Origin of the sequence: Nocardioides renjunii (assembly GCF_034661175.1) — a bacterium.
GTDB lineage: Bacteria > Actinomycetota > Actinomycetes > Propionibacteriales > Nocardioidaceae > Nocardioides > Nocardioides renjunii.
This window is the reverse complement of record NZ_CP141058.1, coordinates 3,238,442-3,264,007: the sequence shown is the minus strand read 5'-3', so window position 1 is coordinate 3,264,007 and position 25,566 is coordinate 3,238,442. Positions and strand designations below refer to the sequence as shown.

28 protein-coding genes, 1 other RNA gene and 1 riboswitch are annotated in these 25,566 nt (G+C 72.5%); of the genes, 24 read left to right on the top strand and 5 right to left on the bottom strand.

The annotated features are described in order from the left end of the window. Nucleotides 1-2: 2 nt before the first annotated feature. The 15 genes from prfB to ssrA all read left to right on the top strand — a co-directional run bounded on the left by prfB (nt 3) and on the right by ssrA (nt 14,703). Nucleotides 3-1,118, top strand: a complete 1,116-nt coding sequence (gene prfB / locus SHK17_RS15590) for a peptide chain release factor 2 (protein WP_172265569.1) — start codon at nt 3-5, stop codon at nt 1,116-1,118. Nucleotides 1,119-1,153: 35 nt separating this feature from the next. After that, nucleotides 1,154-1,447, top strand: coding sequence for a ribosomal protein L7/L12 (locus SHK17_RS15585; protein ID WP_172265566.1), 294 nt, complete (start codon nt 1,154-1,156; stop codon nt 1,445-1,447). 62 nt (nt 1,448-1,509) lie between these two features. Continuing rightward, nucleotides 1,510-2,199, top strand: coding sequence for a cell division ATP-binding protein FtsE (gene ftsE, locus SHK17_RS15580; RefSeq protein WP_172265563.1), 690 nt, complete (start codon nt 1,510-1,512; stop codon nt 2,197-2,199). A 74-nt stretch (nt 2,200-2,273) separates the two neighbouring features. Continuing rightward, on the top strand, nt 2,274-3,185 hold the full coding sequence (ftsX, locus tag SHK17_RS15575; RefSeq protein ID WP_172265560.1) for a permease-like cell division protein FtsX: 912 nt from the start codon (nt 2,274-2,276) through the stop codon (nt 3,183-3,185). A 120-nt stretch (nt 3,186-3,305) separates the two neighbouring features. Next, entirely contained in the window at nt 3,306-4,550 is a 1,245-nt protein-coding gene (locus SHK17_RS15570; protein WP_322919841.1) for a peptidoglycan DD-metalloendopeptidase family protein, read from the top strand. A gap of 72 nt (nt 4,551-4,622) precedes the next feature. Beyond that, nucleotides 4,623-5,102, top strand: coding sequence for an SsrA-binding protein SmpB (smpB, locus tag SHK17_RS15565; RefSeq protein ID WP_172265554.1), 480 nt, complete (start codon nt 4,623-4,625; stop codon nt 5,100-5,102). Between the two features lie 28 nt (nt 5,103-5,130). Then, nucleotides 5,131-6,015 (top strand): amidohydrolase family protein, encoded by an 885-nt coding sequence (locus SHK17_RS15560; protein WP_322919840.1) that lies wholly within the window; start codon nt 5,131-5,133, stop codon nt 6,013-6,015. Between the two features lie 23 nt (nt 6,016-6,038). Beyond that, nucleotides 6,039-7,172, top strand: coding sequence for an ROK family transcriptional regulator (locus tag SHK17_RS15555; protein WP_322919839.1), 1,134 nt, complete (start codon nt 6,039-6,041; stop codon nt 7,170-7,172). 50 nt (nt 7,173-7,222) lie between these two features. Next, entirely contained in the window at nt 7,223-8,512 is a 1,290-nt protein-coding gene (locus tag SHK17_RS15550) for an extracellular solute-binding protein (protein ID WP_322919838.1), read from the top strand. A 170-nt stretch (nt 8,513-8,682) separates the two neighbouring features. Further along, complete coding sequence (locus SHK17_RS15545; RefSeq protein ID WP_172265548.1) at nt 8,683-9,651, top strand: carbohydrate ABC transporter permease; 969 nt, start codon at nt 8,683-8,685, stop codon at nt 9,649-9,651. A gap of 5 nt (nt 9,652-9,656) precedes the next feature. Then, nucleotides 9,657-10,496, top strand: coding sequence for a carbohydrate ABC transporter permease (locus tag SHK17_RS15540; protein WP_172265544.1), 840 nt, complete (start codon nt 9,657-9,659; stop codon nt 10,494-10,496). Beyond that, entirely contained in the window at nt 10,493-11,941 is a 1,449-nt protein-coding gene (locus SHK17_RS15535; protein ID WP_322919837.1) for a glycoside hydrolase family 3 protein, read from the top strand. The genes SHK17_RS15540 and SHK17_RS15535 overlap by 4 nt, the downstream gene beginning before the upstream one ends. Further along, complete coding sequence (locus SHK17_RS15530) at nt 11,938-12,921, top strand: ROK family protein (protein ID WP_322919836.1); 984 nt, start codon at nt 11,938-11,940, stop codon at nt 12,919-12,921. Before SHK17_RS15535 ends, SHK17_RS15530 begins: the two co-directional genes overlap by 4 nt. A 23-nt stretch (nt 12,922-12,944) precedes the next feature. Then, nucleotides 12,945-14,246, top strand: coding sequence for a hemolysin family protein (locus tag SHK17_RS15525; RefSeq protein WP_322919835.1), 1,302 nt, complete (start codon nt 12,945-12,947; stop codon nt 14,244-14,246). A gap of 88 nt (nt 14,247-14,334) precedes the next feature. After that, nucleotides 14,335-14,703, top strand: a transfer-messenger RNA (tmRNA) gene (gene ssrA, locus SHK17_RS15520). 130 nt (nt 14,704-14,833) lie between these two features. Here ssrA and SHK17_RS15515 read toward each other — a convergent pair. Then, nucleotides 14,834-15,703, bottom strand: a complete 870-nt coding sequence (locus tag SHK17_RS15515; RefSeq protein ID WP_322919834.1) for a cobalamin-binding protein — start codon at nt 15,701-15,703, stop codon at nt 14,834-14,836. Nucleotides 15,704-15,712: 9 nt separating this feature from the next. Beyond that, nucleotides 15,713-16,222, bottom strand: a complete 510-nt coding sequence (locus tag SHK17_RS15510) for a putative immunity protein (protein ID WP_322919833.1) — start codon at nt 16,220-16,222, stop codon at nt 15,713-15,715. A gap of 54 nt (nt 16,223-16,276) precedes the next feature. Between SHK17_RS15510 and SHK17_RS15505 the strand changes: the two genes are divergently transcribed. Both SHK17_RS15505 and SHK17_RS15500 read left to right on the top strand, forming a co-directional pair. Continuing rightward, on the top strand, nt 16,277-16,702 hold the full coding sequence (locus tag SHK17_RS15505; RefSeq protein ID WP_322919832.1) for an HIT family protein: 426 nt from the start codon (nt 16,277-16,279) through the stop codon (nt 16,700-16,702). Continuing rightward, nucleotides 16,695-17,042 (top strand): hypothetical protein, encoded by a 348-nt coding sequence (locus SHK17_RS15500; RefSeq protein WP_322919831.1) that lies wholly within the window; start codon nt 16,695-16,697, stop codon nt 17,040-17,042. The genes SHK17_RS15505 and SHK17_RS15500 overlap by 8 nt, the downstream gene beginning before the upstream one ends. 19 nt (nt 17,043-17,061) lie before the next feature. Here the strand turns inward: SHK17_RS15500 and SHK17_RS15495 are convergent, their stop codons facing one another. Beyond that, entirely contained in the window at nt 17,062-18,111 is a 1,050-nt protein-coding gene (locus SHK17_RS15495; protein WP_322919829.1) for a phosphatase PAP2 family protein, read from the bottom strand. 124 nt (nt 18,112-18,235) lie between these two features. Here SHK17_RS15495 and SHK17_RS15490 point away from each other — a divergent pair, with 124 nt between their 5' ends. The 3 genes from SHK17_RS15490 to SHK17_RS15480 all read left to right on the top strand — a co-directional run bounded on the left by SHK17_RS15490 (nt 18,236) and on the right by SHK17_RS15480 (nt 21,034). Beyond that, complete coding sequence (locus tag SHK17_RS15490; protein WP_322919828.1) at nt 18,236-19,003, top strand: SDR family NAD(P)-dependent oxidoreductase; 768 nt, start codon at nt 18,236-18,238, stop codon at nt 19,001-19,003. Between the two features lie 97 nt (nt 19,004-19,100). Further along, nucleotides 19,101-19,295: riboswitch (cyclic di-AMP (ydaO/yuaA leader) on the top strand. Between the two features lies 1 nt (nt 19,296). Beyond that, entirely contained in the window at nt 19,297-19,854 is a 558-nt protein-coding gene (locus SHK17_RS15485; protein ID WP_322919827.1) for a C40 family peptidase, read from the top strand. Between the two features lie 166 nt (nt 19,855-20,020). After that, nucleotides 20,021-21,034 (top strand): DUF3048 domain-containing protein, encoded by a 1,014-nt coding sequence (locus SHK17_RS15480; protein WP_322919825.1) that lies wholly within the window; start codon nt 20,021-20,023, stop codon nt 21,032-21,034. 3 nt (nt 21,035-21,037) lie between these two features. Here SHK17_RS15480 and SHK17_RS15475 read toward each other — a convergent pair whose 3' ends face one another. Beyond that, entirely contained in the window at nt 21,038-21,670 is a 633-nt protein-coding gene (locus SHK17_RS15475; RefSeq protein WP_322919824.1) for a TetR/AcrR family transcriptional regulator, read from the bottom strand. 54 nt (nt 21,671-21,724) lie between these two features. Here SHK17_RS15475 and SHK17_RS15470 point away from each other — a divergent pair, with 54 nt between their 5' ends. The 4 genes from SHK17_RS15470 (at nt 21,725) to SHK17_RS15455 (ending at nt 25,031) form a co-directional block, all read left to right on the top strand. Further along, nucleotides 21,725-22,279 carry a YqgE/AlgH family protein gene (locus tag SHK17_RS15470; protein WP_322919823.1) on the top strand — a complete coding sequence of 185 codons (555 nt, stop codon included), beginning with the start codon at nt 21,725-21,727 and terminating at the stop codon, nt 22,277-22,279. 23 nt (nt 22,280-22,302) lie between these two features. Then, nucleotides 22,303-22,596, top strand: coding sequence for a DUF3039 domain-containing protein (locus tag SHK17_RS15465; protein ID WP_172265372.1), 294 nt, complete (start codon nt 22,303-22,305; stop codon nt 22,594-22,596). Nucleotides 22,597-22,688: 92 nt separating this feature from the next. Then, on the top strand, nt 22,689-24,371 hold the full coding sequence (locus SHK17_RS15460; protein ID WP_405030379.1) for a DEAD/DEAH box helicase: 1,683 nt from the start codon (nt 22,689-22,691) through the stop codon (nt 24,369-24,371). 24 nt (nt 24,372-24,395) lie between these two features. Continuing rightward, nucleotides 24,396-25,031 carry an IclR family transcriptional regulator gene (locus SHK17_RS15455; RefSeq protein WP_322919822.1) on the top strand — a complete coding sequence of 212 codons (636 nt, stop codon included), beginning with the start codon at nt 24,396-24,398 and terminating at the stop codon, nt 25,029-25,031. Between the two features lie 9 nt (nt 25,032-25,040). Here the strand turns inward: SHK17_RS15455 and SHK17_RS15450 are convergent, their stop codons facing one another. Next, nucleotides 25,041-25,523 (bottom strand): winged helix-turn-helix transcriptional regulator, encoded by a 483-nt coding sequence (locus SHK17_RS15450; protein ID WP_172265363.1) that lies wholly within the window; start codon nt 25,521-25,523, stop codon nt 25,041-25,043. Nucleotides 25,524-25,566: the final 43 nt, after the last annotated feature.

The following is a 25,566-nucleotide window of genomic DNA, read 5'->3' as shown; positions in this document are numbered from 1 at the left end:
TTGTGGCAGGCATCGACTACGACGCAGAGATCAAGCAGCTCCAGGCGACCATGAAGACCATCGGTCACGTCCTCGACGTCACCCGGATGCGCACCGAGATCGCCGACCTCGCCGAGCAGGTGGCTGCTCCCGACCTCTGGGACGACCAGGCCAACGCCACGCGGGTCACGGGCCGCCTCTCCGCGCTCCAGGGCGAGCTCGATCGCTACGACGGCCTCGAGTCCCGCATCGAGGACCTCGGCCTGATGGTCGAGATGGCCCAGGAGGAGGGCGACGCCGACTCGCTCGCCGACTCCGAGCGCGAGCTCGGCCGCATCAAGAAGGCCGTGGAGTCCCTCGAGATCCGCACCCTGCTGTCCGGCGAGTACGACGAGCGCGAGGCGATCGTGACCATCCGCGCCGGCGCCGGCGGCGTCGACGCGGCCGACTTCGCCGAGACCCTCATGCGCATGTACACGCGCTGGGCCGAGCAGCACAAGTACGGCGTCGAGGTCTACGACGTGTCCTACGCCGAGGAGGCGGGCATCAAGTCCGCCGAGTTCGCCATCCACGCGCCCTACGCCTACGGCACCCTCTCCGTCGAGGCCGGCACCCACCGCCTCGTGCGGATCAGCCCGTTCGACAACCAGGGCCGCCGCCAGACCTCCTTCGCCGCCGTCGAGGTGGTGCCGGTGCTCGAGCAGACCGACGAGATCGAGGTCGACGAGAACGACATCCGCACCGACGTCTTCCGCTCCGGCGGCCCCGGTGGCCAGTCGGTCAACACGACCGACTCCGCGGTCCGGCTGACCCACATCCCGACCGGCATCGTCGTGTCCTGCCAGAACGAGAAGTCGCAGCTGCAGAACAAGGCGTCAGCGATGGTCGTCCTCAAGGCCAAGCTGCTCGCGCAGAAGAAGGCCGAGGAGGCCGCGCTCAAGAAGGACCTGAAGGGCGACGTGCAGGCCAGCTGGGGCGACCAGATGCGCAACTACGTCCTCAACCCCTACCAGATCGTCAAGGACCTGCGGACCGGCCATGAGTCCGGCAACCCCAGCGCGGTCTTCGACGGCGACCTCGACGACTTCATGGAGGCCGGCATCCGCTGGCGCCGCGGGGCGGAGAAGGTCGACGCCTGATCCCCCGAGCAGGGGACGGCCCTAGGGTCGGGGTCATGGGACTCTTCAGCAAGCCCGAGGTCATCAGCCCCGGCAGCGGCAACGACGCCGACCGCGCCCGGATCGCCGAGCTCGAGCGGCGGGTCGCGCGCCTCGAGGCGCAGCTGGCGCAGCTCGCCGCAGCCGGGTCGGCGGGGACGCCGGCGGCGGTGCCGGCCGAGCCGTGGATGGCCGAGGTCCAGGCACTACGGAGGGCCGGCAAGACGATCCACGCGATCAAGCTCTACCGCGACCACACCGGCGTCGGGCTCAAGGAGGCCAAGGACGCGGTGGATGCCATGCCGGGCTGACCCGGTTGCGGCGCGGCGCGGAGTTTCGAGAACCCGCACACCCCTCACGTAGCCTCGACGCCGTGATTCGCTTCGAGAAGGTGACCAAGAGCTATCCGGGCCACCCGCACCCCGCGCTCGACAACATCTCGGTCGACGTCGAGAAGGGGGAGTTCGTCTTCCTCGTGGGGTCCTCGGGGTCCGGCAAGTCGACCTTCCTGCGCCTCGTGCTCCGCGAGTACCGCCCGACCACCGGCCGGGTCTACGTCGCCGGCAAGGAGATCAACCGGCTCGCCAGCTGGAAGGTCCCGCGGCTGCGCCGCGACATCGGCACCGTGTTCCAGGACTTCCGCCTGCTGCCCAACAAGACCGTCACCGAGAACGTCGCCTTCGCGCTCCAGGTCATCGGCAAGTCCCGCAAGGAGATCAAGGACGTCGTGCCCGAGACGCTCGACCTGGTCGGCCTCAGCGGCAAGGGCGACCGGATGCCCGACGAGCTCTCCGGGGGCGAGCAGCAGCGCGTCGCCGTGGCGCGGGCCTTCGTCAACCGGCCGATGATCCTCATCGCCGACGAGCCGACCGGCAACCTCGACCCGACCACGTCGGTCGGCATCATGAAGCTCCTCGACCGCATCAACCGCACCGGCACGACGGTCGTGATGGCCACCCACGACGCCGGCATCGTCGACCAGATGCGCAAGCGCGTCATCGAGCTCGACAACGGCCACGTCGTGCGCGACCAGGCGCAGGGCGTCTACGGCCACCAGAACTGATCCACCCGGCCCGACCTCCCCGGTCGGGCCACCGGACCTCCGGATCTCCCCGACAGATCGAGAGCCTCTCCTCCATGCAGCTTCGCTACGTCTACTCCGAGCTCGGCCAGGGCCTGCGGCGCAACCTGTCCATGCACCTGGCGGTCGTGCTGACCCTGTTCGTCTCGCTGACGCTGGTCGGCATCGGTGTCCTGTTCAACCAGCAGGCAGCCAAGGCCGCGGACCACTGGGGCGACCAGCTCCAGATCACCGTCTACCTGTGCCGGGTCAACGACAGCAGCGCGGTGTGCCCCAACGCCGTGACCGACGCGCAGAAGACGGAGATCTCCGCCGTCGTCGAGGAGAACCCCGAGGTCGCCGACTTCCACTTCGAGACCAGCGAGCAGGCGCTCGACAAGGCCCGCGAGCTCTACGGCAACGAGCTGTTCTCCGGCGACAACCCGGCGATCACCGCCGAGGACATGCCGCAGACCATCTGGATCACGCTGCAGGACCCGGAGGAGTACGAGGGCATCACCAGCGCCGTGCAGGGGCTCGACGGCGTGTCGCGGGTCCGCGACATGCGCGAGCAGGTGGCGCCGATCCTCGAGTCCATCAACATGCTGCAGTGGGTGGCGCTCGGCACGGCGGCGTTCCTCGTGTTCGCCGCCCTCCTGCTGGTGGCCAACACCATCCGCCTCGCCGCCTTCGCCCGACGCAAGGAGATCGGCATCATGCGGCTGGTGGGCGCCTCCACGCTCTACATCGCCCTGCCGTTCCTCCTCGAGGCCCTCGTCACCGCCCTCATCGGTGTGGCACTGGCCGGCGCGGCGCTGTGGGGCTTCATGTACTTCGGCATCGACGAGATCTCGCAGAACCGGCTCAAGTTCGTGCCATGGATCGGGTGGGACGAGTTCTGGCTGGCTGCCGGGGCGGTCGCGATCCTCGGTCCGCTGCTCACCCTGCTCCCGACACTCGTGCTGACGCGCAAATACCTCAAAGTCTGACCGCCGGGGGTTAGCGTCTAGGCGTCTTCCTCGTCGAGCCGTCGGGGCAGGCACCTTCCCCGCTTCCCCAACGCAAAGGCTTCCCCGGTGCGTCACTTCCCCCGTACCGCTCATCGACGCATGGCCGCAGCACTCGTCGCGGTCATGGCCCTGGGCGTCTCCGCTGCGCACGCCGACGACCTCAAGGACAAGAAGAACAAGGTCGAGCGCGAGCTCCGCGGGGCCCACCAGGACCTCGACGAGTCCAGCTCCGACCTGCGCCGCGCCACCGCGCGGCTCGACGCCGCGCAGACGCAGCTGGCCGACGCCAAGACCCGGCTCGCCACCGCACGCGGCAAGGTCGAGGTCGCCCAGGAGCGCGACGCCGAGATGCAGGCCGCCCTCGCCACGGCCGAGGCCGAGCTCGCCACCGCCGAGGCCGCGCTGGTGCAGGGCCGCGACGACCGGGAGGTCCAGCGCCAGCAGGTGGCCAGCACCGTCGCCGACATGTACTCCGAGGGCGACCCCGAGCTGATCGCCTTCTCCTCGCTCATCGACGCCGAGTCGACCGAGGAGCTCACCCGCCGCGACGGCGTGCGCGACGTCATCGTCGGGCAGGAGGCGCGGGCGTACGACGAGCTCAAGGCCGCCGAGGTGCTCCTCGAGGTCCGGGAGGAGCAGGTCTCCGCGGCCCGCGACGACGTGGCGGCCAAGCGTGCGGAGGCCGCCGAGCACCTCGCGCTCATGCAGGAGCTCGAGGCCGAGCAGCAGGCGGCCAAGGACTCGGTCGTCTCGCTCGTCCTCGAGCGCCGCGACGCCCGCGTCGGCGCCCGCGAGGCGCGCGCGCAGGACCTCGCCAAGCTGCGCGAGCTCGAGCGGGAGCAGTCCCGGATCGAGGAGATGCTGCGCAAGAGGGCGCTGGCCGCGCTGCGCCGCCAGCGCGCCGCGCAGGCCCGGTCCCAGGCCCTGGCGACGCCCGGCGCGCCGTCGGGCGGCGTGCTGGCCTACCCCGTCGACGGCTACGTCACCTCGCCCTTCGGTTACCGCACCCACCCGATCTACCACTACTGGGGCCTCCACGACGGCGTGGACTTCGCCGGCGGCTGCGGTACGCCCCTGCGGGCCGCCGCGTCGGGCAAGGTCGTGTCGTCCTATTTCAGCGACGTCTACGGTCACCGCCTCGTCGTCGACCACGGCGCCCTGGCCGGCCGCGGCGTGGCGAGCATCTACAACCACGCGACCAGCTACACGGTCGGGGTGGGGGACCAGGTCGAGCGCGGCCAGGTCATCGGCTACGAGGGCAGCACCGGCTGGTCCACCGGCTGCCACCTGCACTTCACCGTGATGGTCAACGGCCAGGCCGTCGACCCGATGAACTGGCTCTGAGGCGGCTCCGCACGGCCCTGGACCGCACAAACCGCTGTGCGCGCCGCTGGTCCCGCCTGAGAGAATGGCCAGATGGCGAAGGAGCAGGGCCAGAAGATGGTCGCGCAGAACAAGAAGGCCCGCCACGACTACCACATCGAGGACACCTGGGAGGCCGGGCTCGTCCTCATGGGCACCGAGGTGAAGTCGTTGCGGCAGGGCCGCGCGTCGCTCGTCGACGGCTTCGCCGAGATTCACAACGGCGAGGCGTGGCTGCTCGGCGTCCACATCCCGGAGTACACCCAGGGCACGTGGACCAACCACTCCGCCCGGCGGCGCCGCAAGCTGCTGCTCAACCGCTCCGAGATCGACAAGATCGAGCGCAAGATCACCGACAAGGGCTACACCATCGTGCCGCTCGCCCTCTACTTCAAGGACGGCCGCGCCAAGGTGGAGATCGCGCTGGCGAAGGGCAAGAAGTCCTACGACAAGCGCCACACGCTGGCCGAGCGCACGGCCAACCGCGAGAAGGTCGAGGCCGTGCAGCGCCGGCTCAAGGGGCACCGGGACTGAGGCCGGAAATGAGCCCGGGACCGAGCCGGTGACCGACCCGCGCGCCTTTGCCGAGGCCCTCGGCCTGCCCGGGCTGATGGACCTGCACACGCACTTCCTGCCGCCGCGGGTGATGGCCAAGGTGCGGGCGCAGTTCGACGCGGCCGGACCGCTGATCGGTCGGCCGTGGCCGCTGCACTACCGCGACGACGACGAGGTCCTGGTCGAGACGCTGCGCTCGTTCGGCGTGCGCCGCTTCACCGCGCTGCCCTACGCCCACAAGCCGGGGATGGCGGAGTTCCTCAACGACTGGGCCGCCGCCTTCGCCGCCCGCGTACCCGAGGCGGCGGTCTGCGGCACCTTCTTCCCCGAGCCCGGCGTGGCGTCGTACGTCGCCGCCCGGTCCGCTCCCTCCCCGCACCGGGTCGAGGTCTGGAAGGTGCACGTGCAGGTCGGCGCCTTCACCGTCACGGACTCGCTGCTCGACGAGGCGTGGTCCGTGGTCGCCGCGAGCGGCGCGCCGGTGGTCCTGCACGCCGGCAGCGGCCCGGTGCCGACCGAGCACACCGGCCCCGCGCCCGTCGCCGAGCTGTTGGTCCGGCACCCGCGGCTGCGCCTGGTCATCGCCCACGCGGGCGCGCCGGAGTACGCCGAGTTCCTCGCGCTCGCCGAGACCCACGAGCGCGTCGCCCTCGACACGACGATGGCGTTCACCCCCTTCTTCGCCGAGATGGGTGGCGCCTACCCGTCCGCGCTGCTGCCGCGGCTGAGGGACCTCGGGCTCGCCGGGAAGGTGCACCTCGGCAGCGACTTCCCGCACATCCCCTACGCCTACGGCGAGCAGCTGGCCGCGCTCGAGGCGCTGGGGCTGGGGGAGGACTGGCTCCGCGCGGTGTGCTGGACCAGCACGGCGGAGATGCTTGACAGGGGATAAGTAAGTGCGGTGAACTAACTAATGTGACCCCGCACACTCCCGTCGGACGCCCGCTGCGGCCGCGAGGCAAGCTCCTCCAGGAGGACGCCCGCCGGCACCACCGCTCGCTGCTGCTGCAGCAGCTGTTCCGCGACGGCCCCGCGAGCCGCGCCGACCTGGCCCGCGCCAGCGGCCTCACCCGCGTCACCGTCTCGGACCTCGTCGGCGAGATGCTCGCCGAGGGGTTCGTCAGCGAGCTCGGCGCCCCCGCCGAGAGCCGGGTGGGCAAGCCCCCGACGCTGGTCGGGCTGGCCGCCGACTCCCACCACATCGTCGCCCTCGACCTGTCCGAGACCGACCGGATGTCCGGCGCCGTGGTCAACCTGGCCGGCACGCCGCAGGCACGGCACGTGGTGCACGTCGACGGCGCCGAGGGCGAGCAGGCGGTGCAGCTCGTCCTCCAGCTGGCCACCGAGCTGATGGCGATGACCGACCGCCCGGTGCTGGGCATCGGCGTCGGCAGCCCGGGCGTGGTCGACACCGCCGGCACCGTCATCGACGCCCCCAACCTGGCCTGGACCGACACCCCGCTGGCCGCCCGGCTGGCCGAGGCGCTCGAGGTCCCCGTCTTCGTGGCCAACGACGCCAACACCGCCGTGCTGGGTGAGCACACCTTCGGCGAGTCCGGCGACGGCGGCCTGATGGTGCTGCGCGTCGGCACCGGCGTCGGCGCCGGCTTCGTGCTCGGTGGCTCGCTGCTCCACGGCCACCTCGGTGCCGCCGGCGAGATCGGGCACGTCGTGGTCGACCCCGACGGCGAGCGGTGCGCCTGCTCGCGCACCGGCTGCCTCGAGACCGTTCTCTCCGCGCCGCGCCTCCGGCGCCGCATCGGCGAGCCCGGCGTGGACGGGCCGGCGGTGCTCGCCGAGGTCGGCGGGCTCCTGGGCGAGGTGCTGGCGCCGATCGTGGCCGCCCTCAACCTCCACGAGATCGTCCTGAGCGGCCCCGCGGAGCTGCTCGACGGTCCGCTGCTCGACGCGGCGGACCGCACCATCCGCGAGCGGACCATGCCGATCAGCTCCACCGGGCTCGGCGTCCGCACCTCCAAGCTCGGCGAGGACGTCGTGGTCGTGGGAGCGGCCGTTCTCGTGCTCGCCGGGGAGCTGGGCGTCTCGTGAGCGCCTCACCCCGACCCCCCAAGCGGTACATCGATGAGAGGAACCCTGTGGTGCGCATCAAGAAGTCACTGACCGGCGCGGCGGTCGCCGCGCTCGCGCTGACCACGCTCGCCGCGTGCGGCAGCGATGACGAAGGAACGTCCAGCGAGGACGGCGGCGCCGAGTCCGCCGAGATCCGCGTCTGGCTCAACGGCACGGACACGCCCCAGGAGGCGCGGGACTGGCTGAAGACGACCTTCGAGGAGGAGAACCCCGGCTCCACGCTGACGATCGAGCAGCAGGAGTGGGACGGGCTCGTCGAGAAGCTCACGACCGCGCTGTCCAGCGAGTCCGAGACCCCCGACGTCGTCGAGATCGGCAACACCCAGGCCCCGACCTTCACCTCGGCCGGCGCCTTCGCCGACCTCACCGACGAGGTCGACGACCTCGGCGGCGACGACCTGCTGCCCGGGTTCGTCGACGGCGCCACCGTGGACGGCAAGACCTACGCCGTCCCCTACTACGCCGGCTCGAAGTACATCTTCTACCGCAAGGACCTGTTCGAGAAGTCGGGCCTCGAGGTGCCGACCACCCTCGACGAGTTCATGCAGGCCGCCGTCCAGCTCAAGAAGGACAACCCCAAGCCGGCGAACTTCTCCGGCTTCTGGTTCCCCGGCCAGGACTGGCGCAACGGTGCCGCGTTCATCTGGTCGGCCGGTGGTGACCTCGCCGTCGAGGAGGGCGGCGAGTGGACGCCGGCCCTCAGCTCCGAGGAGTCGGTCGCCGGGCTCGAGATGGCCCAGCAGCTCTTCACCGAGGCCTCCGGGGCGCCCAAGGACGGCAACGAGGCCGACCCGTGGACGCCGTGGTGTGCCGGTGAGGTCGGCATGATGTCGACGCCGGGCTGGGTCAAGGGCCTCATCGAGGCCGAGGACACCGGGTGCCCCGACACCTTCGCCAAGGAGATGGGCGTCTTCGCCCTGCCCGGCACCGACGGGTCCCCGGCGCCGGTCCTGCTCGGTGGCTCCGACCTCGCCATCGCGGCGAAGTCCGCCAACCAGGACCTCGCGCAGGAGGCGGTCGAGCTCATGCTGAGCGACGACTACCAGACGATCATGGCCGAGGCCGGCCTCACGCCGGCCAAGGAGTCGCTGGCCTCGCTGCTCGGTGACGACGAGTACGCCGAGGCGACCGTGGCCGCGGCGTCCAACGCCAAGCTCACCCCGGCGGCGCCGGGATGGGCCACCGTCGAGGGATCCCGCGTGCTCGAGGACCTCTTCAGCGCCATCGCCCAGGGCGGCGACGTCGCCGAGCTCGCCGGCAATGCCGACGAGCAGATGGCCGGCCAGCTCAACGGCTGACACGACCCGGCTCTCGTCCGGCGGGTGGACACCGTCCCCCGCCGGACGAGGACACTGGACCGTGGGCACCCGTGCCCCGACCCGCCCTGACCCGCCCTGACCCGCCCCGGCCAGAGCACGTACGCCCCTGCGCCCCTCACGGGTGCCCGCCCCGCGGGGGAGGAGGAACGATGAGCAGCGCCCCGACCAGCCCGCCGGCCGTCCGGCCGACGAGCCCGCCCGCCGTCCCGGTCGATCCGCGGCCCCGGCCGCGCCGCCCGCGGCGCACGCCGTTGCCCTACGTCCTCGTGGTGCCGTCGGTGCTCGCGCTCGCGCTGGCCCTCGGCTACCCGCTGGTCCGCCAGGTGGTGCTGTCCTTCCAGGACTTCGGCCTCGCCCAGCAGTTCGGCCAGCCGCCGGAGTGGCTCGGCCTGGAGAACTACCGCACGCTGCTGACCGACCCCTACCTGTGGCGGGTGACGCTGCGCTCGATCGCGTTCTGCCTGGTCAACGCCGCGCTCACCATGCTCATCGGCGTCGGGCTGGCTCTCGCCATGCGGCACATGTCGCGCAGCGTCCGACTGCTCCTGCAGACCGGTCTCCTGCTGGCCTGGGCCATGCCGGTGGTGGCGGCCCTCACCGTGTGGCAGTGGCTCTTCGACACCCAGTACGGCGTCGTCAACTACCTCCTCACGCAGCTCGGCGCCGACTACACCGGCCACTCCTGGCTGCTGCGCCCGCTGTCGTTCTTCTTCGTCGCCACCGTCATCGTGGTCTGGATGAGCGTGCCGTTCGTCGCCTTCACCGTCTACGCCGCGCTCACCCAGCTCCCCGCCGAGCTGCTCGAGGCCGCGGAGATCGACGGGGCCGGTCCGGTCGGCCGGCTGCGCCACGTCATGCTGCCGACGATCCTGCCGGTGCTGCTCGTCGTCGGGCTGCTGCAGGTCATCTGGGACCTGCGGGTCTTCACCCAGATCTACGTCCTGCAGAAGGCCGGCGGCAGCGCCCAGGACACCAACCTCCTCGGCACCTACATCTACCGGCTCGGCATCGGCGGAGGTGAGTTCGGCATGTCGGCGGCCGTCGCCATCTTCATGCTCGTGCTCACCGTCCTGCTCACCGCGCCCTACGTCCGCGCCATGCTGCGCCAGGAGGGGTGACCCCGATGTCCCGCCCAGCTCCCCGCCCGACCCGCGTCGCGGCCAACACCCTCGGGATCCTGGCGTTCCTCGTCTCGGTGTTCCCGGTCTACTGGATGGTCAACAGCTCGTTCCTGGCCCGCAACGAGATCCGCAGCCCGACGCCGACGTGGGTGCCGTTCGGCGGCAGCCTCGACAACTACCGCACGGTCTTCTCCACCGACCAGTTCTCCGACGCGCTGCGCACCAGCCTCATGGTCACCGGCCTCACGATCGTCGTCGCGCTGCTGTTCGCCTTCGTCGCGGCGGTGGCGGTCTCGAGGTTCCGCTTCCGCGGCCGGATGTCGTTCATCGTGACGCTCCTCGTGATCCAGATGATCCCGGTGGAGGGGCTGTTCATCTCCCAGTACAAGATGCTGGAGGCGTTCGACCTGCTCAACACGGTCATCGGGCTCACCCTCGTCTACGTCGCGGGCGTGCTGCCCTTCACGATCTGGACCCTGCGCGGCTTCGTCGCAGGGGTCCCCTACGAGCTGGAGGAGGCGGCGATGATGGACGGCTGCTCCCGCACCCAGGCGTTCTTCCGCATCACCCTGCCGCTGCTGGCGCCCGGGCTCGTCGCGACCGGCGTCTTCGGCTTCCTGCAGGCGTGGAACGAGTTCACCCTCGCCCTGGTCGTGATGACCCGCGAGGACCAGCGCACCCTGCCGCTGTGGCTGTCCACCTTCGCCGACGTCAACCGCGGCACCGACTGGGGCGGCATCATGGCCGGCTCCTCGCTCATCGCGATCCCGGTCATCATCTTCTTCCTCGTCGTCCAGAGCCGGATGACCAGCGGCCTCACCGCCGGGGCCGTCAAGGGATGAGCGCCGCACTGGAGACCTCCGTGGACCGCCTGGCGCTGCAGGTGCTGCTGCCCGGGTTCGAGGGCACCACGCTGCCCGACGACTACCGCGAGCTGCTCGAGCAGGGGCTCGGCGGCGTCTGCTACTTCGGCAGCAACACCGCCGACGGCCCCGACAGCATCGCCGCGCTCAGCGCCGCCGTCACCGCCGCCAACCCCCGCGCCGTCATCGCGGTGGACGAGGAGGGCGGCGACGTCAGCCGGCTCCACACGCGAACCCCCAGCCCGGTCCTGGGCGCCGCGGCGCTCGGCGCCGCTGACGACCTCGACCTGACCGAGGCGGTCGGGCGGTGGGTGGGCGCCGAGCTGGCCGCCGTCGGGATCACCCTCGACCTGGCCCCCGACGCCGACGTCAACTGCGACCCCGACAACCCCGTCATCGGCACCCGCAGCTTCGGCGCGGACGCCCGGCAGGTCGCCGCCCACACGGCCGCCTGGACCCGGGGACTCCAGTCCACCGGGGTCGCCGCGTGCGCCAAGCACTTCCCCGGCCACGGCGACACCGCCACCGACAGCCACCTCGCGCTGCCGCGCATCGACGTGGACGCCACCACGCTCGCCGAGCGTGAGCTCGTGCCGTTCGCCGCAGCGGTGGACAGCGGGATCGCCGCCGTGATGACGAGCCACATCGTGGTGCCGGCGATCGACCCGGACCGTCCGGCGACCCTCAGCCCGGCGGTGCTCGCCCTGCTGCGCGAGCGCCTCGGCTTCGACGGCGTGATCGTCAGCGACGCCCTCGACATGGCGGGCGCCTCGGCGGAGCTCGGCGTCCCGGAGGCGTCCGTACGCGCCCTCGCCGCCGGCTGCGACCTGCTGTGCATCGGTCCCGACAAGCCCGCCTCGCTGGTCGAGGAGGTCCGCGACGCGGTCGTCCGCGCCGTCGCGGAGGGTCGGCTCCCGCTCGCCCGGCTGCAGGACGCGGCATCACGCGTCCACGCGATGCAGCCGGCCCCGGCCGCGTCGTCCGTCGGCGCCACCGATGGTCCCGACGCCGACCGGCAGGTCGGGGCGGCGATCCGCGCGACGACGGTCGACGGGCGGCTGCCCGGCCTCCCGGGCGCGATCGTCCTCAGCGTCGAGACCGTCGCCAACATCGCCGTCGGCGAGGTGGCGTGGGGACTGGCACCCGACCATCGCCTCGACCCGGCCGCGCTGCCAGGCGGTGTCCCGGACGACGTGCCCGACGACGTCCCGCTCGTGGTGCAGGTCCGCGACGCCCACCGGCGCCCCGAGGTGCTGGCCTTCCTCCGCTCGCTGGCCTCGTCGGGGCGCACCGCGGTCGTGGTCGAGTGGGGCTGGCCGGGCGGCCACGACGTCGGGCTGGCCACCATCAGCACCCGCGGCTCGTCCGGACCGGGCGTGGCCGCTGTCACCGAGCTGCTGCGAGAGGCAGGGTGGACGCGGTGAGCACCGCACACGCAGGCGCACCGACGAGGGCGACGGCCGCCGGCACCGCCACCGGGGCCGTGGCGTCGACGCAGGCCGGGGGGATGCGCGCGGTTGGCCTCGACATCGGCGGCACCAAGACCCACGGCGTGGTCGTCGGCGACGACGGCACGGTCCTGGCCCAGGTCCGCCGCTCCACCGAGCCGGGCGCCGAGGGCGTCGTGGCCACGGCCGCACGGGTCTTCGAGGACCTCGGCCGGGCGATGGGCAGCCCCCTCACCTGCAGCGTCGGCGTGGGGGTGCCGGGCCTCGTCGACGTCGAGCGCGGCATGCTGCGCCACGCGGTCAACCTCGGCGTCAACGGCGACGACCTCCCGCTGCGCGACCTGCTCGCGGCGCGGCTGGGCGTGCCGGTGGTGGTCGAGAACGACGTCAACGCGGCCGCGCTGGCGGCGCGGGCCCTCGTCGCCGCCGATGACGTGGTCTACCTCAGCGTCGGCACCGGCCTCGCGGCCGGGCTCGTGATCGACGGCCGGCTACGGCGCGGTGAGCACGGTGCGGCGGGCGAGATCGGGCACCTGCCCATCGATCCGGCCGGGGCGGCCTGCGGCTGCGGTCAGTTCGGCTGCCTGGAGACGGTCGCCTCCGGGCGCGCGCTCGCCAAGGCGTGGCCGACGGTCGACGGCCCGCCGGCCGCGGCGCTGTTCGCGGCGGCCGCCGACGGCGACCCCGGCGCCGTCGCCGTACGGGACCGGTTCTGCTGGGGCGTGGCGTGCGCCGTCCGGGCGCTCGGCCTCACGATCGACCCCGAGTGCATCGTGCTCGGTGGCGGCGTCGCCGAGGTAGGCGAGCCGCTGCGCGTCGAGGTCGTCCGCCAGCTCCGGGCGCTGGGGGAGGGGTCGGCGTTCCTCGCCTCCCTCGGCCTGGCCGACCGGCTCAGCATGGTGCCGCAGCACTACCCCGTCGCGGCCGTGGGAGCAGCGCTGGTCGCCGCCGGCTGAGCAGCCCCGGCTAGGTTGTCGGCGTGGATTCCGGCACGTGGGTGGACGTCCTGCTGGTCCTCGCCTTCATCCTCGTGGGCGGGGTCTTCGCGGCGACCGAGATCGCGCTCGTCTCGCTGCGGGCGGGCCAGGTCGACCGGATGGAGTCCCAGGGCGGTCGCGGGCACGCGGTCGCCTCGCTCGCGCGCGACCCCAACCGCTTCCTGTCGGCGGTGCAGATCGGCGTCACCGTCGCGGGCTTCTTCTCCGCCGCGTTCGGTGCCTCCACGCTCGCGCCGTCCTTCGCCCCGGCCTTCGAGAGCCTGGGCCTGCCGGCCCCGGAGACGGTGTCGCTGGTCGTGACCACCCTCGTCGTGTCCTACCTGTCACTGGTGCTCGGCGAGCTGGTGCCCAAGCGGTTGGCGCTGCAGCGCTCGGTCGGCGTGGCCAAGATGTTCGCCCCGCCGCTGGGCCGCTTCGCCACCGTGATGACCCCGGTGATCTGGCTGCTGTCGCTCTCCACCAACCTGCTGGTCCGCCTCCTCGGCGGCAACCCCGACGCCGCCGGCGACGAGGTCGACGAGGAGGAGCTGCGGATGATGATCTCCGGCCACGAGGACATCCCGGCCGGCGAGCGCAAGATCGTCGACGACGTGTTCGAGGCGGGCGACCGCTCCCTGAGCGAGGTGATGCGCCCCCGCGGCGACGTGGTGTTCCTCGCCGGCGACCTGAGCCTCGCCGAGGCGGTGCAGGTCATCGTCGGCGAGGCCTACACGCGCTACCCGGTCACCGGCGAGTCGTTCGACGAGGTGCTCGGCTATCTCCACCTGCGCGACGTGCTGGGCCGGTCCGACGACCACGCCACGACCGTCGCCGACATCGTGCGCGAGCTGCCGGTGCTGCCGCGCACCAACCGGGTGCTGCCCTCGATCGACCAGCTGCGCAGCCTCGGCGCGCACATCGCGCTGGTCGTCGACGAGTACGGCGGCACCGACGGCATCGTCACGCTCGAAGACCTTATGGAGGAGCTGGTCGGGGAGATCCACGACGAGTACGACCGCGACGCCGAGATCGCCGCGTCCGCCGATCCCACCACCGTCGATGCCGGCATCACCATCGAGGAGTTCCGCGAGAGGACCGGCGTGGAGCTCGACGACGGGCCCTACGAGACCGTGGCCGGCTACGTCCTGCACCGCCTCGCACGGATGGCCGAGAGGGGCGACCGGGTGGTGGTCGAGGGCCGCGTGCTGGAGGTCGTCGAGGTCGACGGGCACCGCATCACGCGCGTACGACTGCACGCACCCACGACGGCTGCCGAGGGGCACGAGGGACGCCCGGGGGAATAGCGTTCGCGGGTTCGCGGTTGTGGCACCTAGACTGGGGCGTGCAGGCCGCGAACGACGTGTGCGGTCCGGTCTGCTTGACAACACAAGAGGGGCTGATCGGTTTCGACTTGGGACGTTAGTTCCAGGGGAAGCGGGTCGAGAAGCCAGCGTCATCTCGTAAACGATCGCTGGAAACCACAGTTGCCGACTCCAATCGCAACGACTTCGCTCTCGCTGCCTGAGCAGTGATCGAAGGGTCTGACCGGGCACCCGTCTCCGTCCCGGATCCAGGCCTCATCTAGGAGACTTGCTGGTCGCTCTCTGTCAGGAGGGGCGGCCGGGACTCAATCCTGACTGGGCCTGTCGGCGACGTGTCTGTGCGAGCGCCGGGGCCGAGAAAACGACATCACGGACTGCACCCGGAGAAGACCTGGTTCGGCGCTCGAGGACCGGGGTTCGATTCCCCGCAGCTCCACTCGTCACGAGGCGAGGTGTCCCGCACTCCATGCGGGACACCTCGCCTCGTCGTCGTTCAGGCGGTCGCAGCCGGTGTTGCCCGCCCACCGGGCCGGACTGGGCGGCTGAGCCGCCGCTCGGTGCGGGGTCGCTCAGACCCGCCTGGCCGCACGGGGCTCGTCGCCGTGCAGGTGGAGGATGCCGGCCAGCGCCTCGACCCCGTCGACGAGCCGCGGGCCGGGGCGGGCGAAGTGCCCGTCGGCGTCGACGGCCCACACCGGGACGCCGGGGAAGCGGTGGCGCACGTCCGCCGCGAGGGCGGCGCTGCCGTCGAGGCCGAAGCCGCACGGGGCGCACACCACCACGTCGGGCCGCGAGCCGACGGCGTCGTCCCACGTGATCCGGCTCGACCGGGTGCCGGCGACGCCCAGCGTCGGCTCCCCGCCGGCGCGGACGACCATCTCGGGGATCCAGTGCCCGGGCGCGAACGGCGGATCGGTCCACTCCAGCACCAGCACGCGGGGCCGCGCCCGCCCAGCGACGCGGTCGGCGACCGCCTGCAGCCGGGCGTCGAGGGACGCGACGAGCGTCGCGGCGGCCTCCTCCCGGCCGGTGAGGCGGCCGACCTCGCGGACCGAGGCCAGCACGTCGTCGAGCGTGTGCGGGTCGATCGTCGCGACGTCGGCGCGGCAGCCGAGGTAGGACAGGGCGTCGTCGACGGTCCCCACGTCCACCGCGCACACGGCACACAGGTCCTGCGTCACGACGAGGTCGGCGTCGAGCTCGGCCAGCGCGCCGCTGTCGAGGCGGTAGAGGTCCTCCCCGGCGGCCAGGGCCGCGCCGACGAAGTCGTCGATCCCCCTCGGCGTGAGCCCCTCCGGCATCGCGGACGTCGACACGACGCGGCGCTCCCGCGCCTCGGCCGGGTGGTCGCACTCGAAGGTCACCCCGACCACGTCGTCGCCCGCGCCGAGCGCGAACAGGATCTCCGTCGCGGAGGGGATGAGGGAGACGATGCGCATCCCGCGAGCCTAGAAGACGTTCCAGCAGATGCTGTTGCGCCGCTGCTGGTCCGCCAGCACCAGGTCGCGGACCGCGTCCGGGAGCCGGTCGCGCTGCCAGCGGTTCTCCGCCTGCCTGGCCTGCTCCGCCCCGTCGGCCGGCGCCGCCGCCACCGCGGCCTTGACGGCGTACGCCGCCGCACCGAGGTCGTGCTCGGCGACGTGCGCGACCACCGCGGCCTGCCCTGCGGCGTACGCCGCGAAGCGCGGTGCGCCGCGCAGGTCGCGGGCGGCTCCCATGGCGTGCCCGCCCGCCGCGCGGGTCTCCATCATCCGGCGCTCCCCGCGGGACCAGGCGCGAACGGCCTCGATCGCCTCACGGGGCCGGACGTCCTGCGGACGCACCGCCTCGAACAGCGGCAGGACGTGCTCGGCGCAGTCGGCGGCCCAGCGCGCGAGCAGCCGGTGGTCCTCGTCGGTGAGCGTGCCGCCGCGCCGGACGGTCACCATCCGCGGGTCGCGGACCTCCGGCAGGATCATGCGGCGACGCTACTGCGCCGCGGGCGCCGGAGCCGCTGTGGCAGCATCCGGTCCGTGACCGCGTGTGTCTTCTGCCAGATCATCGCCGGCGAGCTGCCCGGCCACACCGTGCTCGAGACGGACGACCTCGTGGCCTTCCTCGACACGCGCCCGGTCTTCAGGGGGCACGTGCTCCTCGTGCCCCGCGAGCACGTCGAGACGCTGCCCGACCTGCCGGCCGGGCTGCGCGACGCGTTCCTGGCGGCGGCGCAGCGGCTCGCGAGCGCCGTGAAGGACGGGCTCGGCGCGCAGGGCTCCTTCGTCGCGATCAACAACACGGTGAGCCAGTCGGTGCCCCACCTGCACCTCCACGTCGTCCCGCGCACCAAGGGCGACGGGCTGCGCGGCTTCTTCTGGCCGCGCACGAAGTACGCCGACGGCGAGGCGGCGTCGTACGCCGAGCGGCTGCGCGACGCGCTCGCCGACCAGACCGGTGCCTGACGTGCCCGACCGCCCCGAGATCGTCTGCCTCTGCGGCTCCGCCCGGTTCGCGGACGAGATGGCCGCCGCGAACCGCGACCTGACCCTCGCGGGTGCCATCGTCGTCGCGCCCGGGGTCTTCGCGCGCTCCGAGCACGACGCAGCAGGTGTGCCGACGGACGCGCAGAAGGCAGCGCTCGGCGTCCTGCACCTGCGCAAGATCGACCTGGCCGACCGCGTCCTTGTCGTCAACCCCGGCGGCTACGTCGGCGAGTCCACCACCCGCGAGATCGCCCACGCGCGGGCCACCGGGAAGCCGGTCTCGTTCACCCACCCGGTCGCGGAGTCGGACCCGTCGTGACGGAGACGGGCGGGGACCGCTAGTCCGCCGCCTGCTGCGCGTCCTCGCGCACCAGCGCCGGCCGTGACCACGGCTGGTCACGCCGCCGCAGCGGGTGACCGGTCACGCGGGCGCCGAGGACGACCGCCACGACCCCGACGGCCGCGCCGGCGACCACGTCGACGAAGAAGTGCCAGCCGAGGTAGACCGTCGACAGCGACGTCAGCACCGCGAAGGTCCACGCGGTGACGCGGATCCAGCGGGGGAGCCGGATCAGCTCGGCGACCAGGCACGTGGTCACCGTGATGGCGACGTGCAGCGACGCGAACGCGGCGATGGTCTGGACGGCTCGGGTGTCCCAGGCGCCGGCCAGGACGGCGACGCGGTCGTCGAGGAGCAGGTCCTGGACCCCGGTGTTGAACGTGTCGGGCAGCCCCGCGAAGTCGCGCGGCGCGGAGTAGATCGGCCCGAGCGACGGGACGAGGTAGTAGACCGCCACGCCGATCAGCCAGTTGAACGAGACCGCGGTGACGTAGAGCTCGCCGGTGCGCGAGCGCCGGGTCCACACGAGCGCGATCGCCAGCATCGCCGGCACCAGGCCGATCCACAGCACGTAGACCCCCGACATCAGCCACGCCGCCCAGCCGGTGCCGAGCACCTGGTGCAGCACGTCGGCCGGGTCGTGGCCCAGCCACAGCAGCCGGTCGGCGCTGGCGAGCTCGGTGTCCCAGAGCCGCTCGGTGACGAAGGGGAGGTAGCCCTTGAGGTTGCGGAACGCGACGTAGGAGACGTACCAGGCGGCGAGGCCGATGACGGTGAACCGGACCTGGTCGCGGTTCCAGCGCTCGCGGACCACCCCGCGCAGCGCCTGCCAGGCTCCGTCCCGGTCACGTCGGGTGGCGGCCACCCAGCGCGGCACGACGTCCAGCGCGACCGCGAGCAGCACGATCGCCGGCAGCCGCACCCAGGTCGGGATCGACACCCCGTCCGGGTCGCGCACCGGCAAGTCATAGGCCGCGGCGACGAGCACGGTGGCGACGGCCATCGCCGCCGCCACGGCGACGGCGCCGCGGAAGTCCCCCCGTCCCATCCGCTCACCGTAGCGAGGAAGGACCGGCCGGCGCGACGCCTGCACCGAACCTTCACGACTTCTGGCGATGCGCGCCCACTACGCTCCGACGACAAGCAGCCACCGAGATCGAGGAGTCAACGAGATGGGTCGTTACGACGGGCGGGTCGCCGTCATCACCGGAGCAGCACGAGGCATCGGCTTCGGGATCGCCCAGCGGTTCGCCTCCGAGGGCGCCTCGATCGCCGTCCTCGACCTCGACGAGGCGGCGGCCCAGGACGCCGCCACGCGCCTGGAGACGGTGGGCGGCGCCGGGGCCGTCGGCATCGGCTGCGACGTCGTGGACTCCGCCGCCGCAGAGGCAGCGGTGCAGCGCGTCGTGGACGAGCTCGGTGGCATCCACGTCCTCGTCAACAACGCCGGCGTCACCCGCGACAACCTGCTGTTCAAGATGACAGAGGAGGACTGGGACCTGGTGATGAACGTCCACCTCAAGGGCGTGTTCAACATGACCAAGTCCGCGCAGGCCCGCTTCGTGGAGCAGAGGTACGGCAAGATCCTCAACCTCTCCAGCGTCTCCGCGCTGGGCAACCGCGGCCAGGCCAACTACAGCGCCGCCAAGATGGGCATCCAGGGCCTCACCCGCACGCTGGGGATCGAGCTCGGCCCCTACGGCATCACCGCCAACGCGATCGCCCCCGGCTTCATCGTCACCGAGATGACCGACGCCACCGCGCGCCGCCTCAAGATGGAGCCCGAGGAGCTGCAGCGGCTCAACGCCGAGGCCACGCCCGTGCGGCGCGTCGGCCAGCCCGAGGACATCGCCGCCGCTGCCGCGTTCCTCTGCAGCGACGAGGCGGCCTTCATCACCGGCCAGACCCTCTACGTCGACGGTGGTCGCAAGCTCGGCTGAGCGTGACGCTGGCCACGTGCCACGCGTGGAGGCCGGGGAGCGTTTTGCGTGCGCCCCCGGCCTCTGTCACGTTGGACGGCGGTCGGAAGACCGCCCGTCCCGGACAACGCCGAGTCCCGCCCGACCGGGACGGACCCCCGAGATCATTGAGGGCGGGAGTGGGGGACCCACAGGTTCCACTGCCGGTACGTGCGCTGCACGCGTCGGCTCGGGGTGAAGCCACCACACGGTGGCGGGGCACTTTCCAGCCCCAACCCGACAGCTCACCTCACAGGCGTGGGAAAGGAACGACCATGCCTGCGACCTCTCGCACGGCGCGAGCCTGCGCGCTCGCCCTCGCCGGACTGGGCCTCACCGCATCGACGCTGACGACCAGCCCGGCCGCCGCCTCCGACGGTGGGGCCGGCACCGCCGACCGCACCACCCAGCAGACCGCCACCACCGCGACCAGGACCGCCCAGCGGTCCCCGGCGGCTCGCGTGGCCGGGCGGGTGCTCGCCGCGCGCAACACCGCACTGCGGCAGCGCGGCAACCCGTACGCGTACGGAGCCGCGGGTCCCGACCGCTTCGACTGCTCCGGCCTCGTCTACTACAGCTTCCGCCGCGCCGGGTTCCCGGTGCCGCGCACGTCGTCGGCCCAGGCCGGCTTCACGCGCCGGGTGGCGAAGAAGGACATGCGTGCCGGCGACCTGATGTTCTTCACGGGCAGTGGCGGGGTCTACCACGCGGCGATCTTCCTGCGCTGGACCCGCGGGCACGCGCTGATGGTGCACTCACCGGGCTCTGGCCAGCGGGTCCGCGTGGCCGTGCCGTGGACCTCGCAGTGGTTCGGCGGGACCCTCCGCCGGTGACGTGACGACCGGCGCGCGAGCGCCGTCGGTCACAGTGATCGGCTCCGCCTGAAAAGCAAAGCCTGCTGATCTACCCTGTGGCGCGCCTTCTCCGATCGGGGAAGGCGCGCCCCCACACTTCCCAGAAGAGCCAGCGGCTCGACACCCCCGTTCGATCGGAGCCCCCGTGCGTCACCGTCTTCCCACCGCCGTCGCCGCGTTCGTCGCGGCCTCGCTCCTCCTCGCCGGCTGCGGCGGAGGGGACGACGAAGACACCCCGAGCGGCAGCAGCTCCGCCCCGGCCGAGCCGACCGCCTCCGAGACCACCGAGCCGCCCGAGCCGACCTACTGGCCGCTCACCGGCCTCGAGCGCACCGGCAAGGCCCCCGAGCACCCGGTCATCGTCACCAAGGTGGACAACACCTCGTCGAGCGCCCCGCAGGTCGGCCTGGGCGCGGCGGACCTCGTCGTCGAGGAGCTCGTGGAGGGCGGCTACACCCGCCTGGCGGCGTTCTACTACTCCCAGGTCCCGGCCAGCATCGGTCCCGTGCGGTCCATGCGGGCCAGCGACATCGGCATCGTCCCGCAGGGCGCCACCGTGGTCACCAGCGGTGCCGCCCCCGTGACGATCAACCGGATCAACGGCGCCGGGATCCCGTGGATCACCGAGGGCGACGCGGGCGTCTACCGCGAGAACACCCGCTCGGCGCCCTACAACCTGTTCGCCCGGCTCGGCGAGATCTCCAAGCGGCTCGACGCCGAGGAGGAGCCGCCCCCCTACCTGCCGTGGGGCACCGAGGCCGACCTGCCGCAGGGCGTCAAGGCGCGCACCCTCACCGCCGACTTCGGGGCGCACTCGACGTCGTGGCAGTTCCAGGACGGAGGCTACGTCAACACCGACTCGTACGCCGCGGCCGGTGACCAGTTCCCCGCCGACTCCGTGCTCGTGCTGCGGGTCAAGGTGGGCGACGCGGGCTACACCGACCCGGCCGGCTACCCGGTCCCCGAGACGAAGTTCGAGGGCAAGGGTGCCGCGCTGCTCTTCCACGGCGGTCGCGTCGTGCGCGGCACGTGGAGCAAGGACGGCCTGCACGGCGACATCGAGCTGTCGACCAAGTCCGGCGAGCTGACCGTGCCCGCGGGCCGGGTGTGGGTCGAGCTGGTGCCGGCCGTCAACGGCGACGTCACCTTCGCCAAGTAGGTCCTACGGCGTCGGGTCGAGCACGGGGTCACCGTGCTCGACCACCTGCCGGAGCCCGGCGAGCACCATGCCGACGGCCGTCTCGGCCCGCACGGCGGCCGCCGTGGGGTCCTCGCTCACGGCGACGGACCCCCCGACGGCCGACATCGCACCGAAGAAGATCCGGGCGAAGGTGTCGACCATCGCCGCGTCGCGACCCCCGTCCGTGGCGGCCAGCAGCGAGCGGACCACCTGGTGCACGACGGCGTACGTCGAGCGTGACTCCTGCTCGCGGTACCGCTCGGGCCCGAGCACCGAGGGTCCGTCCGAGACGACGATCTGGCGGTAGCCCGGCTCTTGGACGGCCTGCAGGAACGCGCGCAGGCCGGCGTGCGCCTGCTCCCACGGGTCGTCGTGCCCGTCGGCAGCCGCGGCGATCCCCAGGGTGGCCCGCTGCTCCACCTGCTCGAGCGCGGCCTCGAAGATCGCCTGCTTGCCGCTGAAGTGGTGGTAGAGCGCGCCCTTCGACACCTCCGCCCCCGCCACGATCGCGTCGAGCGAGGTGGCGGCGTATCCGCCCTCGGTGAACAGCCGCACCGCCACGTCGACGAGGGCGCTCCTGGTCTCGGCCGGGAAGCGCTGGCGGCGGGGGTCCATCAGCGCAGCCTAGGTGACCCGGGTCACCTCGGGCCGCCTGTCATAGTGGACGGCATGCAGCTGGCATCGGGGATGCTGCTCGTGGCGACGCCGGCACTCCAGGACCCCAACTTCGCGGACACCGTCGTGCTGCTGCTCGACGTCACCGACGAGGGAGCGCTGGGCGTGGTGCTGAACCGCCCCTCGCAGGTCCTCGTCGCCGACGTGCTCGAGCCGTGGCGTGACGTGGTGGCCGAGCCGGAGGTCCTCTTCCGCGGCGGCCCGGTGGGCACGGACGGCGCCCTCGCCGTGGCCGCGCTGCGCGACCCGCAGGCGCCGCCGGTGGGCTGGCGCCCCGTCGCCGGCCTGCTGGGCATGGTCGACCTCGACACCCCGACCGAGCTGGTCGACGGCTCGCTGACCGCCATGCGGGTCTTCGCCGGCTATGCGGGGTGGGGCGCCGGGCAGGTCGAGGGCGAGGTCGAGCGCGGTGACTGGTACGTCGTCAGCGCCGAGGCCGGTGACGCCTTCCGCGGGGACACCTCGGCCCTGTGGCGCGACGTGATGCGCCGGCAGCCGGGCATGCTGGCCTGGCACGTCAACCGGCCCGTCGATCCGGACATGAACTGACCCGGAGGTTAGGCTTTCCCATCATGAGCACCATCGGATTCTCCCCGGGCAGCCAGACGGTCGAAGAGCGTCAGACCGTCCCGACCGATGAGGGCGACCACGAGCGGTTCTCCCACTACGTCCCCAAGGAGAAGCTCACCGAGGCGATGGTGATGGGCACGCCCGTCATCGCGCTGTGCGGGAAGGTGTGGGTGCCCTCGCGGGCCCCGGAGAAGTTCCCCGTCTGCCCGGACTGCAAGGAGATCTGGGAGTCGATGAAGCCCGGTGACAAGCCCGGCGGCGGCTCCGGTTCGGACGGCTCGGGTCCCGAGGCGTGACGGGGCGGCCCGACGCGCCGCTGCCCCCCGCGTGGCCCGACCGGGCTGCGTGGGGCACGGCGCCGTCCCTCCGCGCGTGGCAGCAGGCGGCCATGGACGCCTACCAGTCCCGCCAGCCGCGTGACTTCCTCGCGGTCGCGACACCCGGTGCGGGCAAGACCACCTTCGCGCTCACCGTCGCCGCCGACCTGCTGAGCCGGCGCGTCATCGACCGGATCACGGTCGTCGCGCCGACCGAGCACCTCAAGACCCAGTGGGCCGAGGCCGCAGCCCGGGCGGGCATCCCGATCGACCCCACCTACTCCGCGGGCAAGGGCAGGACGTCTGACGACTACGTCGGCATCGCGGTGACCTACGCCGGGGTGGCGGTCAACCCGCTCGCGATGCGGATCCGCACCGAGCGGTTCAAGACCCTGGTCATCCTCGACGAGATCCACCACGCCGGCGACGCGCTGTCGTGGGGCGAGGGCGTGCGCGAGGCGTTCGACCCGGCCACCCGCCGGCTCGCGCTGACCGGCACGCCGTTCCGCTCCGACATCAACCCCATCCCGTTCGTGAGCTATGCCCCCGGCGAGGACGGCATCCCCACCTCGGCGGCGGACTTCACCTACGGCTACGCCCACGCGCTGTCCGACCACGTCGTGCGCCCGGTCCTGTTCATGGCCTACTCCGGCGAGATGCAGTGGCGCACCCGCGCGGGCGACGAGGTCGTGGCCCGCCTCGGCGAGCCGCTCACCAAGGACATGCACGCCCAGGCGTTGCGGACGGCCCTCGACCCGCGCGGGTCGTGGATCCCGGCGGTGCTCGAGGCCGCCGACAAGCGGCTCTCGGAGGTACGCCGCCACGTCCCCGACGCCGGTGGGCTCGTCATCGCCGGCGACCAGGAGACCGCCCGCGCCTACGCCGCGCTGCTGAAGAAGATCAGCGGCGAGACCCCCACCGTGGTGCTCTCGGACGAGAAGGGCTCGTCGAAGAAGATCGAGAAGTTCACCGCATCCGAGGACCGGTGGATGGTCGCGGTCCGGATGGTCTCCGAGGGCGTCGACGTGCCACGGCTGGCCGTCGGCGTGTGGGCGACCACCGTGTCCACGCCGCTGTTCTTCGCGCAGGCCGTCGGCCGCTTCGTGCGCGCCCGCTCGCGGGGCGAGACCGCGTCGGTCTTCCTGCCGTCGGTCCCGCACCTGCTCGAGTTCGCCTCCGACATGGAGGCGCAGCGCGACCACGTGCTGGGCCGCCGGGTCACCGACGAGGACGACATCTTCGCCGCCGAGGAGGGGCTGCTCGCCGAGGCGCAGCAGGGGGAGTCGGCCTCCGACGAGCTCGAGATGTCCTGGGAGGCGCTCGGCTCCACCGCCTCCTTCGACCACGTGCTCTACGAGGGCGCCCAGTTCGGCCACTCCGGCGAGGTGCTGTCCGGATCGGAGGAGGAGATGGACTTCCTCGGCATCCCCGGGCTCCTCGAGCCCGACCAGGTCCGCGAGCTGCTGCACTCCCGGCAGAGCGAGCGCGCCCGCAAGCAGAAGTCCGACGGCGGGGGCGACCGGGTCGTCGACTCCGTCGAGCAGCTCAGCACCCACCAGCAGCTCGGCGTGCTGCGCCGCGAGCTCAACGGCCTGGTCGCCGCGTGGCACCACCGCACCGGCCAGGCCCACGGCATCACGCACTCCGCGCTCCGCAAGGAGTGCGGCGGCCCGCCGGCGGCCGTCGCCAACGCCGAGCAGCTGCACGAGCGGATCAACCGGATCCGCGAGTGGGCGATGCGCCAGTCGTCCTGAGCGGAGTTGCGCCATAGTGGTCCCGTGCCCTCCGAGACCTCGCAGACGCTCGACCGCGGGCTGCGGGCGCTGCGGGTGCTGGCCGAGAGCCCGGAGGGGCTGACGATCACCGAGCTCTCGGGCCGCCTCGAGGTCAACCGCACGGTGGTCTACCGGCTGGTCAGCACCCTCGAGCAGCACGGCCTGGTGCGCCGCGACGCGCGCTCCCGACTCTTCGTCGGCCTCGGCGTCCTCCACCTCGCCAGCGGGGTGCAGCCGCTGCTGCGCGACCTCGCGATGCCCGTCCTGCGTCGGCTCGCGGAGTCCATCGGCTCCACCGCTCACCTCACCGTCGCCGACGGGGAGGAGGCGCTCGCCCTCGCCGTCGTCGAGCCGACGTGGACCGACTTCCACGTGTCCTACCGGGTCGGCGCCCGCCACCCGCTCACCCAGGGCGCGGCCGGCAAGGCCATCTCGCTGCTCGACGCCCCCGCACCGGCGTACGCCGTCACCAGCGGGGAGCTGCAGACCGGGGCTCGCGGGCTGGCCGCCCCGGTGCGTGGCGTCGACGGGCTGCGCGCCAGCGTCGGGGTCGTGACTCTCGACGGGGCCATCGACGAGGACGTCGTCGCACCCCTGGTGATCGCGGCTGCCCGCGACGTCGCCGAACGGCTCGGCTGACCCGGGCGGTCAGCCCTCGAACGGCTTGATCCCGGGGCCCGGGCGGGCGGCGATGTCACGGGGCTCGTCGAGCGCGTGTCCCTGCGCGCACCGGACCACGACCTCGACCGGGGCACCGCACCCGCGGTGCTCGAACGCCACCGGCGGACCGGCCTCGTCGGCGTAGTGTCGGTCGCCCCAGGCGGCGACGGCGACCATCAGCGGGAAGAGCTCGAAGCCCTTCTCGGTGAGGCGGTACTCGTGGCGCTCGCGCTGGCCGGCCTCCCGGTAGGGCACCCGGCGCAGGATGTCGTGGTCCACGAGCAGCGCCAACCGGTCCGTGAGCACCTGGCGGGGCATGCCGGTGTGGCGCCGCATGTCGTCGAAGCGCCGGATCCCGTTGGCGACCTCGCGGATGACCACGAACGTCCAGCGCTCGCCCAGCACGGACATGGTGCGGCCGATGGTGCAGTTGTCGGTCGCGTAGGCGAGGGCAGCGGGGGAGTCCGGCATGCCCGCATGCTAAGTCCAGTTGACAGACTCAGACAAGCACTGG